This window comes from Pelagibacterium sp., assembly GCF_965249125.1.
In the GTDB taxonomy this organism is placed as follows: domain Bacteria; phylum Pseudomonadota; class Alphaproteobacteria; order Rhizobiales; family Devosiaceae; genus Pelagibacterium.
On sequence record NZ_OZ252217.1, the window covers coordinates 2,919,507 to 2,936,985 of the forward strand.

At 61.0% G+C, this 17,479-nt stretch carries 17 protein-coding genes and 1 other RNA gene; 8 read left to right on the forward strand and 10 right to left on the reverse strand.

Annotated features, from left to right (window positions below):
* Window positions 1-1,469 precede the first annotated feature (1,469 nt).
* Entirely contained in the window at window positions 1,470-1,904 is a 435-nt protein-coding gene (locus ACP148_RS14165) for a DUF2267 domain-containing protein (RefSeq protein ID WP_421953080.1), read from the reverse strand.
* A gap of 126 nt (window positions 1,905-2,030) precedes the next feature.
* Between ACP148_RS14165 and dapD the strand changes: the two genes are divergently transcribed.
* Genes dapD through ACP148_RS14190 form a run of 5 tightly spaced genes read left to right on the forward strand, consistent with a single transcriptional unit; the run spans window position 2,031 to window position 5,764 of the window.
* A complete protein-coding gene (dapD, locus tag ACP148_RS14170; RefSeq protein ID WP_421953081.1) occupies window positions 2,031-2,876 on the forward strand; it encodes a 2,3,4,5-tetrahydropyridine-2,6-dicarboxylate N-succinyltransferase in 846 nt (281 codons plus the stop codon).
* Window positions 2,877-2,883: 7 nt separating this feature from the next.
* Window positions 2,884-4,053 carry a succinyl-diaminopimelate desuccinylase gene (gene dapE, locus ACP148_RS14175; protein ID WP_421953082.1) on the forward strand — a complete coding sequence of 390 codons (1,170 nt, stop codon included), beginning with the start codon at window positions 2,884-2,886 and terminating at the stop codon, window positions 4,051-4,053.
* Window positions 4,050-4,553, forward strand: a complete 504-nt coding sequence (locus ACP148_RS14180; RefSeq protein ID WP_421953083.1) for a hypothetical protein — start codon at window positions 4,050-4,052, stop codon at window positions 4,551-4,553. Before dapE ends, ACP148_RS14180 begins: the two co-directional genes overlap by 4 nt.
* A gap of 32 nt (window positions 4,554-4,585) precedes the next feature.
* A complete protein-coding gene (locus ACP148_RS14185; protein ID WP_421953084.1) occupies window positions 4,586-5,155 on the forward strand; it encodes a hypothetical protein in 570 nt (189 codons plus the stop codon).
* 6 nt (window positions 5,156-5,161) lie between these two features.
* Window positions 5,162-5,764, forward strand: a complete 603-nt coding sequence (locus ACP148_RS14190) for a hypothetical protein (protein ID WP_421953085.1) — start codon at window positions 5,162-5,164, stop codon at window positions 5,762-5,764.
* Here the strand turns inward: ACP148_RS14190 and truA are convergent.
* From truA to def, 3 genes are read right to left on the reverse strand one after another with little or no spacing between them, the layout of a single operon-like run.
* A complete protein-coding gene (truA, locus tag ACP148_RS14195) occupies window positions 5,761-6,498 on the reverse strand; it encodes a tRNA pseudouridine(38-40) synthase TruA (protein WP_421953086.1) in 738 nt (245 codons plus the stop codon). The genes ACP148_RS14190 and truA overlap by 4 nt on opposite strands.
* Complete coding sequence (fmt, locus tag ACP148_RS14200) at window positions 6,498-7,421, reverse strand: methionyl-tRNA formyltransferase (protein WP_421953087.1); 924 nt, start codon at window positions 7,419-7,421, stop codon at window positions 6,498-6,500. Before fmt ends, truA begins: the two co-directional genes overlap by 1 nt.
* Before the next feature lie 42 nt (window positions 7,422-7,463).
* A complete protein-coding gene (def, locus tag ACP148_RS14205; protein WP_421953088.1) occupies window positions 7,464-7,979 on the reverse strand; it encodes a peptide deformylase in 516 nt (171 codons plus the stop codon).
* 105 nt (window positions 7,980-8,084) lie between these two features.
* Here def and ACP148_RS14210 point away from each other — a divergent pair, with 105 nt between their 5' ends.
* Both ACP148_RS14210 and ACP148_RS14215 read left to right on the forward strand, forming a co-directional pair.
* On the forward strand, window positions 8,085-9,230 hold the full coding sequence (locus tag ACP148_RS14210; RefSeq protein ID WP_421953089.1) for a DNA recombination protein RmuC: 1,146 nt from the start codon (window positions 8,085-8,087) through the stop codon (window positions 9,228-9,230).
* 62 nt (window positions 9,231-9,292) lie between these two features.
* Window positions 9,293-9,700, forward strand: a complete 408-nt coding sequence (locus tag ACP148_RS14215) for a hypothetical protein (RefSeq protein WP_421953090.1) — start codon at window positions 9,293-9,295, stop codon at window positions 9,698-9,700.
* 9 nt (window positions 9,701-9,709) lie between these two features.
* On the opposite strand, the gene ACP148_RS14220 is transcribed toward ACP148_RS14215, so the two are convergent.
* The 6 genes from ACP148_RS14220 to ACP148_RS14245 all read right to left on the reverse strand — a co-directional run bounded on the left by ACP148_RS14220 (window position 9,710) and on the right by ACP148_RS14245 (window position 16,042).
* A complete protein-coding gene (locus ACP148_RS14220; RefSeq protein WP_421953091.1) occupies window positions 9,710-12,112 on the reverse strand; it encodes a bifunctional diguanylate cyclase/phosphodiesterase in 2,403 nt (800 codons plus the stop codon).
* A 230-nt stretch (window positions 12,113-12,342) separates the two neighbouring features.
* Window positions 12,343-12,945 (reverse strand): recombination mediator RecR, encoded by a 603-nt coding sequence (gene recR, locus ACP148_RS14225; protein ID WP_421953092.1) that lies wholly within the window; start codon window positions 12,943-12,945, stop codon window positions 12,343-12,345.
* Window positions 12,946-12,957: 12 nt separating this feature from the next.
* Window positions 12,958-13,281, reverse strand: coding sequence for a YbaB/EbfC family nucleoid-associated protein (locus tag ACP148_RS14230; protein WP_421953093.1), 324 nt, complete (start codon window positions 13,279-13,281; stop codon window positions 12,958-12,960).
* A complete protein-coding gene (locus tag ACP148_RS14235; protein WP_421953094.1) occupies window positions 13,278-15,008 on the reverse strand; it encodes a DNA polymerase III subunit gamma/tau in 1,731 nt (576 codons plus the stop codon). The genes ACP148_RS14230 and ACP148_RS14235 overlap by 4 nt, the downstream gene beginning before the upstream one ends.
* Before the next feature lie 51 nt (window positions 15,009-15,059).
* An RNA gene (gene ffs / locus ACP148_RS14240) (signal recognition particle sRNA small type) lies at window positions 15,060-15,154 on the reverse strand.
* Window positions 15,155-15,208: 54 nt separating this feature from the next.
* Entirely contained in the window at window positions 15,209-16,042 is an 834-nt protein-coding gene (locus tag ACP148_RS14245) for a prephenate dehydratase (RefSeq protein ID WP_421953095.1), read from the reverse strand.
* A gap of 291 nt (window positions 16,043-16,333) precedes the next feature.
* Between ACP148_RS14245 and ACP148_RS14250 the strand changes: the two genes are divergently transcribed.
* Complete coding sequence (locus ACP148_RS14250) at window positions 16,334-17,476, forward strand: c-type cytochrome (protein WP_421953096.1); 1,143 nt, start codon at window positions 16,334-16,336, stop codon at window positions 17,474-17,476.
* The last annotated feature ends 3 nt before the right edge of the window (window positions 17,477-17,479 follow it).

A 17,479-nucleotide genomic window follows, 5' to 3' on the forward strand; every position in this document is an offset into this window, starting at 1 on the left:
GGCTCCTTTTGGTCTTTGATTTCCGTTTACTATGTCAGGGCGGTGTTAAGGATGGGTGGCGTTTTTTCCAAGCCCATGACGCAGATGTGCGCAATAGAGCTTATCGCATCCGGGACACAGCGCTATCTCTGGCGCCAATGCGTACAATCCAGGGCCGATCCGGCCGCCCTCCCCTCCTGCGGCTCATAACCACCACTCACCCCACCCCCTTCGTCATCCCCGGGCCCGCCCCCCGCAGCTCCATCGCCACCACTCACCCCACTCCCTTCGTCATCCTCGGGCTCGGCCCCCGCAGCTCCATCACCGCCGCTCATCCCACTCCCTTCGTCATCCTCGGGCCGCCCCCCCGGCGGCTCCATCCCCATCACTCACCCCACCCCCGTCGTCATCCTCGGGCTTGACCCGGGGATCCGCAGGGCGTCCGCGAGCGCAGCAGAAGTGGTGCTCCTTGGCGCATCATCGGTCCCCTTCACCGGCTCGCCGGGCGCAGCAGATTCCCGGGTCAAGCCCGAGGATGACGCGGGTGAAGGTGGAAGCGCTGCGAAAAATCTTATCCCCGCCCCCAGACACTCGTGCCATTCTCCCCGCACGGTGTCGCCAGGGACGAGGATGCATACGAGCTTCCGGCGAGACCGATCCGGGTTCCTTGCGGGTCGCCGCAGGGAAGGCCCAAAGCGGACGGATGGCCGGACGAGGAACCAGGCGTTCCACGTCGCACTCCCGAAAGGGAGGCAGCTCCATCGCCACCACTCACCCCACTCCCTTCGTCATCCTCGGGCTCGGCCCCCGCAGCTCCATCACCGCCGCTCATCCCACTCCCTTCGTCATCCTCGGGCCGCCCCCCCGGCGGCTCCATCCCCATCACTCACCCCACCCCCGTCGTCATCCTCGGGCTTGACCCGGGGATCCGCAGGGCGTCCGCGAGCGCAGCAGAAGTGGTGCTCCTTGGCGCATCATCGGTCCCCTTCACCGGCTCGCCGGGCGCAGCAGATTCCCGGGTCAAGCCCGAGGATGACGCGGGTGAAGGTGGAAGCGCTGCGAAAAATCTTATCCCCGCCCCCAGACACTCGTGCCATTCTCCCCGCACGGTGTCGCCAGGGACGAGGATGCATACGAGCTTCCGGCGAGACCGATCCGGGTTCCTTGCGGGTCGCCGCAGGGAAGGCCCAAAGCGGACGGATGGCCGGACGAGGAACCAGGCGTTCCACGTCGCACTCCCGAAAGGGAGAGGGGCACCGACGGGAGGTTGGCAGGGAAAGTGGGGACCGGTTTCCCGGTTCGCCAACCGACCCACTAAAAATGCCAATATCCCGGACGACAAACCCCAGCCCGAGGCGCCGCCATAAGCCAAAAACCCCGGATGCGTGGGGCGATGATCGCTTCATATACTAAAAATACATGCGGAGCGCTCATTGCCCCATGCCGTCTATCTCGTCAGACTCCGGGGCTATCGGTCGCCGGACGCCTGCCTATGTCCGGACCGCAGGCGTTGGATCCCAGAAGTCCCGTGCTTGCTGCGGCAGGCGTGCCAAAGCCGCATCGAATGCGCCTTCTTCCACGTGCCGGCGCACGGCCCAGGCCACATCGGCCACAACCGTGTCGGGCGAAAAATTGTGGTGCTGGCGCAGCGATTTTGCCTCGCGGGTCCAATCCTTGCGATCACCCCAGGCCCGCGGCGGGGCCACCACCCAGTCCTGGACGAAAATTGCCCGCAGCACGGCCGGCAGGACATTGGCAAAGTCCAACGCCTGCTGGATATCGAGCCGGGCGCGAAAGGCACGCATCACGCCGTCGGTTGCGGTATAGGCGGCATTGCGCGAGGGCGTATCGAGCCGCTCGCGCGCATCGAGCAGATAGGCCTCGAAATCCTCGGTCGCGTGCTGATAAATCATCGGCCGGGTCATGACGCCCTCCCTTTGCCTCGGTCGCCTTCCGGAGCCGAATATGGGTTTCCCCGCCCATGCGCTTCGGTTAAGGTCCGCGCCGAATTCTCCCTTCCTTCTTCCAAGACTAAAAGGCCCGCAATCCCCATGTCCATGAGTGAGCTTGCCGCAACCATCGATGCCGCATTCGAGGCCCGCGAAACCGTCAACTACCAGACGACCGGCGAGGTCCGCGATGCCGTCAATCAAGCGCTTGGGCTGCTCGATTCCGGCGCGGCGCGCGTCGCGGAAAAAGGCGCCGATGGGGAATGGGTGGTCAATCAATGGCTCAAAAAGGCCGTGCTGCTCAGCTTCCGCCTCAACGACATGGAAGCCATTCCCGGCGGACCGGGCGGCGCGCAGTGGTGGGACAAGGTGCCGTCCAAATTTGCCGGGTGGAGCGAGAACCAGTTCCGTGCCGCCGGTTTCCGGGCCGTGCCCGGTGCCATCGTTCGCCATTCGGCCTTTATCGGCAAGAACGCCATCCTCATGCCGTCCTTTGTCAATCTTGGCGCCTATGTCGATGAAAGCGTCATGGTCGACACCTGGGTCACCGTCGGCTCGTGCGCCCAGATCGGCAAGAACGTGCATCTCTCGGGTGGCGTAGGGATCGGGGGCGTCCTCGAACCCCTGCAGGCCGGGCCGGTCATCATCGAGGACCATTGCTTTATCGGCGCGCGTTCGGAAATCGTCGAGGGTGTCGTGGTGGGCGAAGGCTCGGTCATTTCCATGGGCGTTTTCATCGGCCAATCGACCAAGATCGTCGACCGCACGACCGGCGAGATCTTCTACGGCAGGGTGCCGCCCTATTCGGTCGTCGTATCGGGCTCGCTCCCCGGCAAGCCGCTGCCCAATGGCGAACCCGGCCCGAACCTTTACTGCGCTGTGATCGTCAAGCGGGTCGATGAAAAGACCCGGTCCAAGACCTCGATCAACGACCTGCTCCGCGACTAACCCGGCCATGACCAACCCTGCCGTGCCGCTGCTCGCCGAATTGATCCGCCGGCCTTCGATCACCCCGATCGAAGACGGCGTGCTCGACGTGCTCGAAGCCTTTTTGTCGCCGCTCGGCTTTGTTTGCACGCGGCTCCAATTTGCAGGCGACGGCTCCTATCCGGTCGACAACCTCTACGCCACCCGAAAAGCCAGCTTGCCCGGCCCGCACCTTTTGTTTGCCGGTCACACCGACGTCGTCCCTCCCGGCGATGCCACAGCCTGGACCCATGACCCGTTTTCCGGCGCCATCGTCGATGGCGTCATGTGGGGGCGCGGCGCCACCGACATGAAAAGTGGCGTTGCCGCCTTTTGCGGGGCCATGGCGCAACTGGCGCCAAGCGGCGCGCTGGAGCGGGGTATCGTCTCGCTGGCCATCACGAACGATGAAGAGGCCGATGCGGTCAACGGCACCAAAAAGCTCATGGAATGGGCCCATGCTCAAGGCGAGAAATACGACTTCGCCATCGTCGGCGAGCCCTCATCGTTTGAAGCCTTCGGGGATTCGATCAAGATCGGGCGGCGCGGTTCAGTCTCGGGCAAGATCACTGTGATCGGCAAGCAAGGGCACGCGGCCTACCCGCAGCGCGCCAACAATCCCATGCCCGTCATCGCCGAAATCGCCCGGGCGCTCTACGTCCCGCTCGACGAGGGCACCGAGCACTTCCAGCCGACCAATCTCGAAGTTACCTCGATCGACACCGGCAACCCCGCTTCCAATGTCATCCCCGAGCGCGCCTCGCTGCGCTTTAACGTCCGGTTCAACGACACATGGACCGGCGAAACGCTGCTGGCCGAAATCCATCGCCGCCTTGCCCTGGTCGACACGTGCGGCGCCAGCATCGCATTCGAGCAGATCGGCCCGATCTCGCGATGCTTCATTTCCCAGCCCGAGGGACATGTCGCTCATCTTTGCGATGTGATGGAAAAATTCAACGGCGTCCGTCCGCAGCTCTCGACCATCGGGGGCACGTCGGACGCTCGGTTCATCTCGCTTTATTGCCCTGTGGTCGAATGCGGCCTGATCGGGGCGACCATGCATCAGGTCGATGAACGCGTTCCCGTTGCCGATGTCGAGCGACTGGCCGAATTTTACGCCGACTATGTTGCCAGCTTTCTGGCCCGGGAGCGCCAATGACCATGGAAACGCTTAAACAGGTCCTCCCAGGTTGGTCGAAAATTCTGGGCGGGCGATCCGGTTGGGATTCCCATTTCCGCTTCGATGCCGAGGGCATGAATGGGGCATTTATCGCCTATGGCGGTGCTGTCCTTTTCACCATCGTCGTTCTGACATTGCGGCTGGGCTTTCCGCAGCCGGCGGTAATGATGATTGTCGTGTTGGGTCATCTCGTTCCTCCGGTCGGACTGGTTCTTTTAACCTCCGCGCTCAAGCGCATCGCCGGCGTTGCCATCGAGACGGCCAAATTCGTCGTGCCCGGCCTCTATCTGCTCGCTCTTCTCAAGGTCCTGGAGGGTCTCGGCATTCTCGTTGGCGTGCCGCTTGCTGGTGCGATTTCGACCGTCGGCGGCATTTTGTGCTACCGTCTGGCCCGGGTCAACGAGGTCGGAACTGTGCAAGCCATCGCGTATGGGCTGGCGATTTTCGTGCTACTTGCCGTCGTGCTTCTCGCCCTCTAAATGTTGGCCATCGCCTTTAGAAAGTGCTTTTCGTGTCCCAAGCCCAGCCGACCCTTCTTGAAGAAACCCGTTCAGCCTTTGGCGGAACCTGGCGGCTGATTTTGGGGCGGCGTGACGCGCCGGGCTATTTCTTCACCGATATGCGCGGGCTCATATCGAGCTTTATCGCGCTGCTGATCTCTGTGGTCGTAACCTTCCTCATATCGGCGCTGGTGGTCCCGGCGGATACCGAGGTTTCGACCTTTGCCGCGCTGGTTCAGAACGCTTTGCTTTATGCCGGCATCATGAGTGCCTCGTGGGTGGTTCTGCGCCTGACCGGGCTCACCGACAGGTTCATGGCCTTCGTCACCGTGGAAAACTGGGTCAACGCCATCGTATCGATCGCGCTGGCCTTCGTAGCGTTGGTGACCGTGAGTGCCGAACTGATCCTACTTTTGGCGGTGGTCATTGGCTTTCTGGCCCGCATCAACAACGCGCGGCTCGTTGTCGGCATGAAGGCTGGGCAGATCGTCATGCTTATCGTCGTCCAGACCATCGGCATGCTGATCGCCCTTCTGGCCGTGGGCCTGCTCTATGGCCCTGTGCCGACACCGGAGCTCTGATCGGGAGTGGCAGAACGCCGATCGACGCTGTTTGAAGAGGCAGGCCGGGCCGTTGGCGGCATGTGGCGCCTTCTGCTGGGCCGCCGCGACGCCCTGTCCCGGTTCGATTTTTCCCAACGCGGACTGGCGGGCAGCTTTATTCCGCTTGTCGTCGCTTTTGTCGTCTTCACGGCCATTACGGGAATGGGCGCTGCCGCCCAGCGGACCCTGTCACCCACCGGCCAGCTTTTCATCTTTGGCGCCCTGATCACCGCTCGCTTCGGCGCACTGCGGATTGTCCTGCCGCGCCTTGATAGTCTGCATGCTTTCCGACCCGTCATGGTTGCCAGCAATTGGATCAACGCCATCGCGGTCGGAGGGCTCGTTGTGACGACCTTTTGCGTGGCTTTCCTTGGCGCGCTGGTGCTCGGCCCCGCGGCAGGCGAAACGATCGTCGGGATCATCCTGACGCTGTGGGCCGCCATCGCGATTGCCATGCTCATTGCCGAGATCAATATTCTGCGCCTCGTCGCCGCGTTGAAGGGTGGTGAGGTCGTGATGGTGCTGGCCGCGCAAGTCTTCGCGCTGATCCTTGCGGTATTTATCCTCGCCCAGCTGCCGCTGCGCTAATAATCGATGGCCATCAGATAAAGCCCGGAGGATGGAGCCATGGCCCCGCACCGTGACCTGTCCTTTGCATCGAGCGCCGCCCTGAGATCGCTTACCGGCCAGCGCCCTTCACCGACCAGCTTGAGCGACCCGGTCATCGAGCGCACCTGATGATGCAAAAAGGCACGCGCCGAGGCTTCGATAATCACCAGATCATCCTCGCGCCTGACGTCCAGCCGATCGAGCGTACGCAAAGGCGAATTGGCCTGGCACTGAGCCGAGCGGAATGTTGTAAAATCATGCCGCCCCAGAATGGTCTGCGCCGCGGCGTGCATGGCCTTTTCGTCGAGCGGCACCGCGACGTGCCAGACCTTGTCGACATCCAGGGAGGGCCGGGCCCGGCGGTTGAGGATCACATACCGGTAGTGACGCGCCTTGGCCGAAAACCGCGCCTCGAAATCTTCGCCGACAGCCTCGCAGTTCAAAATGACGATAGGATGAGGCTTGAGGTGAAAGTTCAGCGCCTCGGACACACGAAAAGGGTCCCATTCGCGTTCAAGGTCGAAATGGGCCACCTGCCCCCGCGCATGGACGCCAGCATCGGTGCGGCCGGCCGTCTGGGTGCGCACAGCTTCGCCGGAAAACGCCTCGATTGCCGTTTCCAGAGCCTCTTGCACCGAGAGCGCATCGGCCTGGCGCTGCCAGCCCACGAATGGCGTTCCATCATATTCGATGGTCAGCTTGTAGCGGGGCATCAGCCCACCCGACGCCCGGCCAGATCGCCTGCGCCGCGCAGAAAGGCTTCGGCGTCCATGGCGCCCTTGCCTTCGCGCTGCACCTGCTTGAACCGCACAGATCCATCGCCACACGCGACGGTCAATCCCTCAAGTACCGTACCCGGCACGCCCCTCCGTTCGGCAAGGCTCGAGCGCAACGCCTTGATCCGAACCGGCTTGCCGGCAATCTCGATCTCGAACCATGCGCCAGGGAACGGCGAAAGGCCCCGGACATGGTTATGAACCTCTTGAGCGGGCCGAGAAAAATCGATGCGCGCTTCGCCCTTCTCGATTTTTCTGGCGTAGGTGGCGCCCTCTTCGGGCTGCGCGGTGAATTCCAGAGCGTCGCGGTCCAGCGCTGCAAGAGCCCTGCCCATCAGGTCGGCACCGGTGCGCATCATTTCGTCGTGGAGTTCGCCCGCAGTCATTTCGGGGCCAATGGAGATGAAATCAATAAGGCTCACCGGGCCGGTATCGAGCCCTTCTTCCATCTTCATCACCGAAACCGCCGTGCGCTCGTCCCCTGCCATGATGGCGCGCTGAATAGGCGCGGCGCCACGCCAGCGCGGCAAGAGCGAGCCGTGCAGGTTCAGGCACCCTTTTGCAGGCGCCTCAAGCACCGCAGGCGGCAGCAGCAGGCCGTAAGCCACGACCACCGCCACTTCCGCACCGAGGGCTGTAAAAGTCGCGACGTCGGCTGGATCGCGGAAATTTTTTGGCGTGAACACCGGGATGCCGAATTCTTCGGCGGCCAGATGCACCGGCGATTTGCGCTCGGACTGGCCGCGCCCGGCGGGTTTGGGCGCACGGGTATAGCACGCGACGACCTCATGACCGCGCATGACGATCTCGGTCAGCGTGGGCACGGCGAAGTCGGGGGTGCCCATGAAGACGACGCGCATCGGATTGCCCTTCGATTTGAAGACGGATGGCCGGCGCGCAGATCAGCTGGCGAGCCGGGCCTTTTTTTGGAACTTCTTGTTCACGCGGTCGCGTTTGAGGCGCGAAAGATAATCGATATAGAGCACCCCATCGAGATGGTCGATCTCATGCTGCATGCAGACCGCAAGACGACCGGTCGCATGGCGGGTGACTTCGTTACCTTCCGGCGTGAAATATTTGACGGTTACCTCGGCGGGCCGCTCAACTTCGTAATAAAGCTCGGGGATCGACAGGCAGCCCTCCTCGGAGACAGCAGTTTCCTCGCTCAGACCGACGATCTCGGGATTGACCATGGCGATCTTGCCGGAGTCCGGATTTTCTTCGTCGGCGAGGTCGATGACCACGACCCGCTTCATATAGCCGATCTGGGGGCCGGCCAGCCCGATACCGGGCGCGTCGTACATGGTTTCGAACATGTCATCGACGGTTTTCTGGAGGTCTTCATCGAACGCCTCGACAGGCTCGGCCACCTTGCGCAGCAGAGGATCGGGCAGGATGAGGATTTCGCGTACGGCCATTCAAGCATCTCGGAATTGGTGTGTGAGGCACTGGTTAATGCAGGTGCACCACACCGGTCAAGCAAAGCGGATATGGGAAGGGGCGAATCAGATAACAAGAACATTATGGAAACAGTGCTCTTTGACATCGGCGGCACGCCAATTACCATCCTTGAAGCCTTGGCTGGCGGGCTGGCGATTGCGGTGCTCGGGCTCATTATCGTCCTGATCGGCCAGACCCGCGCCGCACGGCAGCGCGAGGAGCAGGCGGCGATCGAGGCCGCGCGCAATGCCGAAATGGAACGGCACATGGCCGACATGATGCGCATTCAGTCGGAAATGACCGGTCGCATGCAGACCATGAGCGAAATTTTCGGCACGCGGACCTCCGATCTGGCCCGGGTGCTCACCGAGCGGATCGATGCCAATTCGCATCGGGTCAACCAGTCGATGACGGAAAACCGGACCAAGACAGATGAAACGCTCACCAAGCTCAACGAACGGCTTGCGGTGATCGACAGAGCCCAGACCAACATCACGCAGCTTTCGGGCGAAATCGTTTCGTTGCAATCGATCCTGTCCAACAAGCAGCAGCGCGGCGCATTCGGTCAGGGGCGTATGGAAGCGATCATCGCCGACGGGCTGGCGCCCAATTCCTATGAATTCCAGGTTACGCTTTCCAACAATTCACGCCCCGACGCTCTCATCCACATGCCAAACGATGCGCCATCGCTGGTGATCGATGCCAAGTTCCCTCTCGAAGGCTGGCAACGGATCACCGAAGCGGAGACGCCCGAGTCGTTGCGCGCGGCCATGGCCGGGTTTCGCAATGATTGCACGACGCATATCAAGGCGATTTCCGAAAAATACCTCATTTCCGGAGAGACCCAGGACACGGCCTTCATGTTCGTGCCTTCGGAATCGATCTTTGCCGATCTGCACGAGAGGTTCGAGGATGTCGTTCAAAAGGCCGCACGGGCCCGGGTCGTCATCGTCTCTCCCTCGCTGCTCATGCTGTCGATCCAGGTTATTCAGGCGCTGTTGCGCGACGTGCGCATGCGCGAACAGGCCCATATTATCCAGAAAGAGGTGGTGGCGCTGCTGTCTGACGTCGGGCGTCTCAACGAGCGAGTCAACAAGCTCCAGAACCATTTCCGGCAGGCCAACCAGGATATCGATGACATCCTGATTTCGACCGGCAAGGTGACACGGCGTGGCGAGAAGATCGAAGCGCTTGAATTCGAGGAGGAGCGTCCTTCACTTCTTGAATGATCGGGCAACCAAGGGGTCGGCTGTCGCGTTGTCCCGGCGAGGTCATGCAAAGGAGAACAGCGATGGCAGAACATCCCCATGAAGGCCGCGTCATTCCGGTTGATCGGGCCCTCGGAGACGACGCGAACCCAACGGCCGCGCTGATGCCCATGAGCCTTGATGAGGTCAACGATTATCTCTACGACGAAAGCCGCCCGGCCGAGGAACGGCTCGACCGTCTGCGCGAGATTTCCGACAATCTTGCGGGATTGGAAGCGTCCGATGTGGGAAACGACATCGATGCGCTGCGCGATGAGGTCAACGCCGCTATTGCCGCGCTGGAAGGTGCCAACCGCGCCGCGCCCGACGATGCGGCCACAAGCTTTGATCCGGCCGATCACATCGAAAGCCAGTCGCCCGATGACGAGGAGGCAATTTCGCGCATTACCGGCGAAACAGACAATGAAGACTACGAAGACAAGCCTGATTGAAGCTTCCTGCTATGCCCGGCGTTTGAGCGGCACGATTGTCTGGTCGGTTGAGATCGTCTTGATGGTGCCGCGCACGATGTCTTCGAAGACCGATATATCTTCCGGCTGCGAAAACCAGTAACCCTGCGCTGCGTTGCACACTTCGCCCTTGAGGAATTCAAGTTCCTCGGAGCGCTCGACGCCTTCGGCAAGAATGGGCAGGTTAAGCCCCTTGCCCAGGCCGAGAACCGCACGGACGATCGCAGCAGACTGGTCATTGTCGTGCACCGACCGAATGAAGGACTGATCGACCTTGATCCGGTCGAACGGGAAGGCGCGCAGGTTCGAGAGCGAGGAATAACCCGTTCCAAAATCGTCCATCGCAACTTTGACGCCCAACGCCTTGACCTGGCGCAGATTGGCCAGCGCCCGGTTCATGTTGCGGATCATGGCTGTTTCGGTGATCTCGATTTCCAGTCTTTCGGCAGAAAGGCCCGTTTCCACCAGCAACTGCTGGACGAACGAGACGAAATTGGGCGCATGAAGCTGCACGGCAGAAACGTTGACCGCGATCATGAGCGGCGCCGTCCAGCTGGCCGCCTGAATGCATGCGGTTCGCATAACCCATTCGCCGAGCTGAAGGATGAGACCGGTTTCCTCGGCGATGGGGATAAAGGTCGAGGGCGGGACCGCGCCGCGCTGAGGATGGGTCCAGCGCACAAGGGCTTCAAAGCCGGAAACTTCGCCGCTTTCGAGATTGACCTGCGGCTGGTAGGCGAGCGAGAGCTGGTCGCTGGCCAGGGCGGCGCGCAAATCATGTTCGAGCAGGCGCCGGTCGCGAACCTGAGCTCCCATCTGCGTTTCGAACAGGCGATGGGTCCCCCTGCCTTCGGCCTTGGCGCAATAGAGCGCCGTATCCGCATAGGTCATCAGCTGATCGGCGTCTTGTGCATGCTCTGGATAGAGCGCGACACCAACCGAAGCGGAAATGACAGTGCCATCGCCGTTTTCTCGATTGGCTCGCGAAAAGACCTCGAGCACACCTGCTGCGAGCGCGGATGCGTGTTCGGCCGAGCGCACATCGGGTAGAATGACTGCGAATTCGTCGCCCCCGAGCCGCCCTGCGAACTGGCCGCCTTTGAGATTGCCTTCGATCAGCCCGGCAACCCGTTGCAACAACGCGTCGCCGGCTGCGTGACCGAACAAGTCATTGACCTCCTTGAAACGGTCGAGATCGAGACACAGAACCGCAAGATTCTTGCCGGCGAGCCGGGCCCGCGCAATCTCGTCGTTGAGCCTGGAATTAAAACTGGCGCGATTGGCGAGCCCGGTCATGGCGTCGTGATGGGCGAGAAACCGAATGTGATGCTCGGCCTGCTTGCGGGCCCTGAGGTCACGGACCGCGATGGCGCGATGAAGGCGACCGCCAAAATCGACTTCCCGCATGACGACTTCCACGGGAATCCGTTCACCGCTCAAAGCGGTAAGCTCGGTTTCAACGAGCTCATTTGCATGCTCGAAAATGGCGATGCAGCCCGTCGGGGCCAAAAACTCGGCGATGGCGCGTCCGGAAAGATCCTTGCCTTGATCGCCGACAAGGCGCTGAAAGGCTGCATTGACCGCAACGATGGTCCTGTCGGAACAGACGACGAGACCTTCGACCGCAGCATCGGCCAAGCCACGCATACGGCTCTCTTCGGCTTCCGCGCGCCTTCGGTCACGCAGATCGAGATAGAGGCTGCCCAGCGCGGCCAGTAGAATGAGGATCGACGCCACGCCCACGATCAGCGAAAGCATGCCGGGGCTGATTTCACCCGGTGCGGCGATTGCATAGCAATTGGCGAACCCGGCAGCTCCCATGGCGGTAAAATGCATCGAACATATTGCGAGGGTGAGAAGCCCTGCTCCGAATACGCGCGCGCGCGGGTTTCGGCTTGCGCCAACTCGCAGGGCGGCGGCGCCAAGAACCATGCCGGAAATCACCGAGCTTGCGACAAGGCCGGAATCCCAAGCTATCTCGCCGCCGATTTCGAGCGCGCGCATGCCAGTGTAGTGCATAGCGGAAATGCCGAGCCCCACGATGGCACCGCCCAGAATCAGGTCGGACCGTCTGCGGCTCAGGCCGGCCACGGCAAGCCCCGTGCCGCAGACGGCAATGGCAATCAACAGCGATGCCAGGGTCAGGCCGACGTTATAACTGGCGGGGAAGCCAAGGTCGAAAGAAAGCATGGCGATAAAGTGCGTGGCCCAGATGCCAAAGCCCACAGAAACGGCAGCTATCGCCAACCAGACGATCCGCACCACGCGGGCAGACCGGCGCGCATGTGTCAGGATCGAAACACCAGCGAACGAGGACAGCGCACATATGAACGCCGCAAGGATAACAAGCCGAATATCGTGCTGATGATACAGGGTTGAAAGAACTTCGCTCATGTCGAACTGCCCGTCCCTAGAGCCGTTCAGGATTTGATTAAATCAAATCCTCGGCTCTACACCTTTGTTTGGTCGCGTGTCCGAACCGCAAAACCGTTTCCACTTTTGCTGGACACGCTCTAGCTTTTGACGGACAGGATATGGGGCGAATACGTAAACAAATTTAGGCAGAACTTGCCGTTGCGAGCCCATAACCCGCAATTACACTTATTAAGCGGTAAATAGTAGGGTCAGAACCGGGTGCGAGCCTTGAGCGCCTGGCTGAGCGTGCCCTCGTCGAGATAGTCCAGTTCACCGCCGACCGGGACACCATGCGCCAGTCGGGTGATAGTGATACCGGTTTGGGCAAGGCGATCGGTGATGTAGTGGGCGGTTGTCTGCCCTTCGACGGTGGCGTTGACCCCAAGGACAACCTCGGAATAGTCGGGGGCCCGCCTGATCAGTTGATCGATGGAAAGATCATCAGGACCGACACCATCAAGTGGCGAAAGGACGCCACCAAGGACGTGATAGCGCACCATTCCAATGCCCGCGCGCTCCAGGGCCCAAAGGTCAGCCACGTCCTCTACAACAATCAGCAGGCCGGTTTCGGCCCGGCGCGGGTCCGCGCATATCGTGCACGGGGAGATGGTATCGATATTCCCGCAGGTCTGGCAGACTTTCACCGCGTCCACGGCACGATCGAGTGCTGCGGCAAGCGGGATCATCAATTGCTCTTTTTTCTTTATCAGATGCAACACGGCCCTGCGCCCAGAACGCGGGCCAAGTCCCGGCAGGCGCGATAGAAGCTGGATGAGCTGTTCGATTTCCGGGCCGCCGGACGTGCTGGTCATTCCGCCGTGTCCCTAAAACGGGAACTTCATGCCAGGGGGGATGGGCAGACCCGCGGTCATTTCGCTCATTTTCTGCTGCATGAAATCCTCGCCCTTGCGGCGTGCATCGGCATGAGCGGCGACAATGAGATCTTCAACGATTTCGGCGTCGTCGGGCTTGAACAGCGACGGATCGATCTTGAGCCCTTGCAAATCACCCTTGGCAGTCATGGTCACAGTGACCATGCCGGCCCCAGCCGTCCCTTCGACAACATGCGCGGCGGCCTCGGCCTGCATCTCCTGGGCGCGTTGTTGAAATTCCTGGGCCTTTTTCATCATGCCCATGAGATCTTTCATTCGTCTTCCTCCGGATCAATAGGAGTTTCGAAATCGTCCGCCACCGTTTCCAACTCGCTTGTCAGGTCCGGACGCGACTTGATGTTGACCAACCGGGCTCCGGGAAAGGTCTCCATCACAGCCTTGACCAAAGGGTCTTCGAGTGCGGCGCTGCGGGCGTCATCTTCGGCAGCACGTCGCGCCTCCCGCAATGTAGGCGCGGCAATCTCCCTGGTTGAGATGGTGACCAGCCAGGGGCGCCCCGTCCAGTCTTTGAGCCGAGCCGACAGCAGGGAAACAATGGAGGGATTGGCGGTTGGCGTCAGCGCCACCTCGATGCGCCCGACTTCGAATGATACCGGCTTGATATCGGATTCGAGGGCGTGCTTGACGGCGATGTCACGCTTTTCGCCGGCCAGCGCGACGATCTGCTCGTAGGACTGCGGCACGACACGCGCTTCGGCCCGCGGTGCCGGTTGAGGTGCCGTGCCGGGTGACGCCGAGGACGCAATGGCCCGCGCCTGATAGCCCGCCCCCCCATTGGGAGGCGGAGCGGACGGCGCCGGGCTGGAATCGGTCGGCTGGCTCATTAGCTTTTCGATCAACTCGTCGGGGCCGGGCAGGTCGGCAGCATAAGCAAGACGGATCAGAACCATTTCCGCCGATTGCAACCCATTGCCCGACTGGGCGATCTCAGCGAGCCCTTTCGACAGAATCTGCCATGTGCGCGTCAGGACGCGCAGCCCGAGTTTTTGAGCTAGCTCGGCCCCGCGACTGCGTTCGTCGGGCGTCAAGATCGGATCATCGACGGCCGAAGGCACAATCTTGATACGGGTGATCAGATGGGTCAGCTCGGCCAGGTCGGTAATGATCGTCGTCGGATCGGCGCCCGAATCATAGAGCGCGCGCGTGCCATCGAGCGCACCTGCTATATCGCCAACCATAAGCCTTTCAAAAAGATCGATGACGCGCGCCCGATCGGCAAGCCCGAGCATGTCGCGAACTGACTGGACGCTGATCTGCCCACCACCATGGGCGATAGCCTGGTCGGTCAGCGACAGACAATCGCGCACCGAACCTTCACCTGCGCGCACGATCATCGAAAGTGCTTCAGGCTCGACCGGTATCGCTTCCTTTTCGAGCAACCCCGAGAGATACCCCGTCATCACTTCGGGGGAGATCCGCCGCAGATCAAATCGCATGCAGCGCGACAGAATGGTCACCGGAACCTTGCGGATTTCTGTCGTCGCGAAGATGAATTTAACGTAGGGCGGAGGCTCTTCGAGCGTTTTCAAAAGCCCGTTGAAGGCCGACGTCGAAAGCATATGCACTTCGTCGATGATAAACACCTTATAGGGTGCGCTCATCGGCGGTGTGCGCGTCATTGCGTTAATTTCGCGGATGGAATCGATGCCGGTATTGGATGCGGCGTCCATTTCCATCACATCGACATGGGTACCGGCAACGATCTCGGCGCAGTGGATGCCCTCTTTGGAGAGGTCAAGCGTGGGATGTGCGCCAGCTTCATCGGCGTAATTGAAGGCGCGAGCCAGAATTCTGGCGGTGGTGGTTTTCCCTACGCCGCGTACGCCGGTCAGGATGAAAGCGTGATGGATGCGACCGGTCGCAAAGGCGTTGCCCAATGTCTGGACCATCGCGTCCTGCCCAACAAGGCTCTCAAAGCTCGATGGCCGATACTTGCGGGCCAGAACCTGATAGGGCGTTGCTGGGGTCTGGGGGGTCACCATCGCGGGCCGTTGCTGGGGGATTGCCGCGCCATTACCGAATGGCGCTATAGAGCAGGAGGCTGACGACGACCCGTGCCGTACTCGTTAGGGCTGCTTCCTTCCGGACCTGACCCGGTTGGCGAGCGGTTCGTCCGCCACCAACCTCCCGTCCCCTATGTGCTGCATCGGAGACGGGTTTGCAAGAGCCCAGTGGGACTCTTTCACGGCGCGGAGTCTGCCACCGGATAGATTCCGAGCAGTTTAAAGTGATCGGAGAAAAATCCAAGTTCCTCGAGCGCCAGCTTGACGTTGTGATCGTCGGGGTGGCCCTCGATATCAGCGTAAAACTGGGTGGCGGTGAACGAACCACCGACCATGTAGCTTTCTAGTTTGGTCATGTTGACGCTGTTGGTCGCAAACCCGCCCATGGCCTTATAGAGCGCCGCCGGAACGTTGCGGACGCGGAAGACAAAAGTCGTCTTTATCCTGGTGCCATTGGGCTTGGGTGAAATCGGTTCGCGTGCCATGATCAGAAAGCGCGTGGTGTTATGGGCGGCATCCTCGATATTTTCGGCGATGACATCGAGGCCATAGGTCTCGGCGGCAAAGCGCGAGGCGATTGCCGCAATTGTCCTATCGCCCTTTTCAGCGATTTCGCGGGCCGAACCCGCCGTATCAACCGCGCTGATCGTACGCAGGTTATGTTTGGCAATGAATTTGCGGCATTGACCCAACGCTACCGAGAGCGATTGCACGGCCTCGATATCCGACAGCGTCGCCCCAGGCACGCCGAGCAGGTTCATGCGAACGGGAAGGTAGTGCTCCCCGATGATGTAGAGCCCGCTTTCGGGCAGAATATGATGAATATCGGTAATGCGCCCGTAAAGGGAGTTTTCGACAGGCACGACAGCATAATCGGCCTCGCCCGACTGCACAGCGGCGATGGTCTGCTCAAACGTCACACAGGGAACCGGCCGGTCGTCTGGAAAGAGCTCAACAGCCGTTGCGTGACTGAAAGCTCCTAATTCTCCCTGAAAGGCGATCTTGCGTGACATAGGCGTGGTCCCAAAGAATGAATGCGCGCGCACCTAACCCTCACGGCCAATGAGTGTCAATTGAACGAACGGAAGGCAAAATTTGGCTTGCGGGATTGTCGCACCCGGCCTATGGCGGTTGCGCGGGCCGATGCTTCCATTATATGGTCCGCGCGCGGGCTTAACGGGCGAATCCGTGGCTTTGGCGCAGGGTGGGGACGCCCTGCTTCCCGGATCGCCGATCGAGGGCCCGTGTTTTGCGTTCTGCTGCCGGCGCTCGGGCGGAGATAACGGTACGGAGAGACCGAGGTTATGAATTCATTTGAACTCAACAAGATTTTTGGCGCCATTCTGGGCACCTTGGTCTTTGTAATGGGTGTCAGCTTTATCGCTGACGAAATCTACGCTCCGATCGAAGGGCGTGGCGCAAGCTACGATCTTCCGGAGCCTGCCGCTGAAGGCGAGGCTGGCGGCGAAGAAGCCCCGGGAGTGCCGCCGATTGCGGCCCGCATGCAGACTGCGTCCGCGGACGCCGGCGAGAGCCTGATTACCCGGTGCCAGTCGTGCCACGACTATTCTCCCGCGAACGAAAATCGCACTGGACCCGGCATCTATGGCGTGGTCGGTCTTCCCATCGCCAGCCACGAGGGTTTTGCATATTCCGACGCTCTGGCCACACTCGGCTCGAACGGCGAAATATGGGACTACGAGCATCTCGATGCGTTCCTTGAAAGCCCGCGCAATTACGCGCCCGGCACAAAGATGAGCTTTGCGGGCCTCTCGAACCCCGAGGACCGCGCCAATCTTATTGCCTTCCTGCGCGAGAATTCGGACGATCCGTTCCCGCTTCCCGAAGCTCCCGCCGAGGAAGCGGCTGCCCCAGCCGAAGGCGAAGGCGGCGAGGAAGCGCCGGTCGAAGACGAATTGACGGCAGCGATGGCCGCCGTAACACCGGAAGATGGCGAAGCGTTGATCGTGCGCTGCCAGTCGTGTCACGATTATTCTCCCGCGAACGCAAACCGTGTCGGCCCGGGCATCCACAACGTTGTCGGGGCAGAGATCGCCCTTCACGAGGGATACTCATATTCCGATGCACTTGCATCTTTGGGAGCTGCGGGCGAGACTTGGACACCTGAGAACCTCAGCGCTTTCCTTGAGAGCCCGGCCGATTTCGCACCAGGCACGCGGATGAGCTTTGCAGGGCTCGCCAATATCGAAGATCGCGCCGCGTTGATCGTGTTTCTTAATTCTATCTCCGACAATCCAATCGATCTTGGTGGCGCTGCCGACCCTGCCGGGGAAGCTCCGGAAGAGCAACCTGCGGTTGAGGAGGTCGAACAGCTGAACCTCGAAGAGGCGGCTGAAGGAGACGATCCAGTTGTCGTGGAGGCCGATGCGCCGCAGGCTGAAGGCGAATCTGAACCAGAAGATGCGCCCGAAACACCAGCCAACTGATCA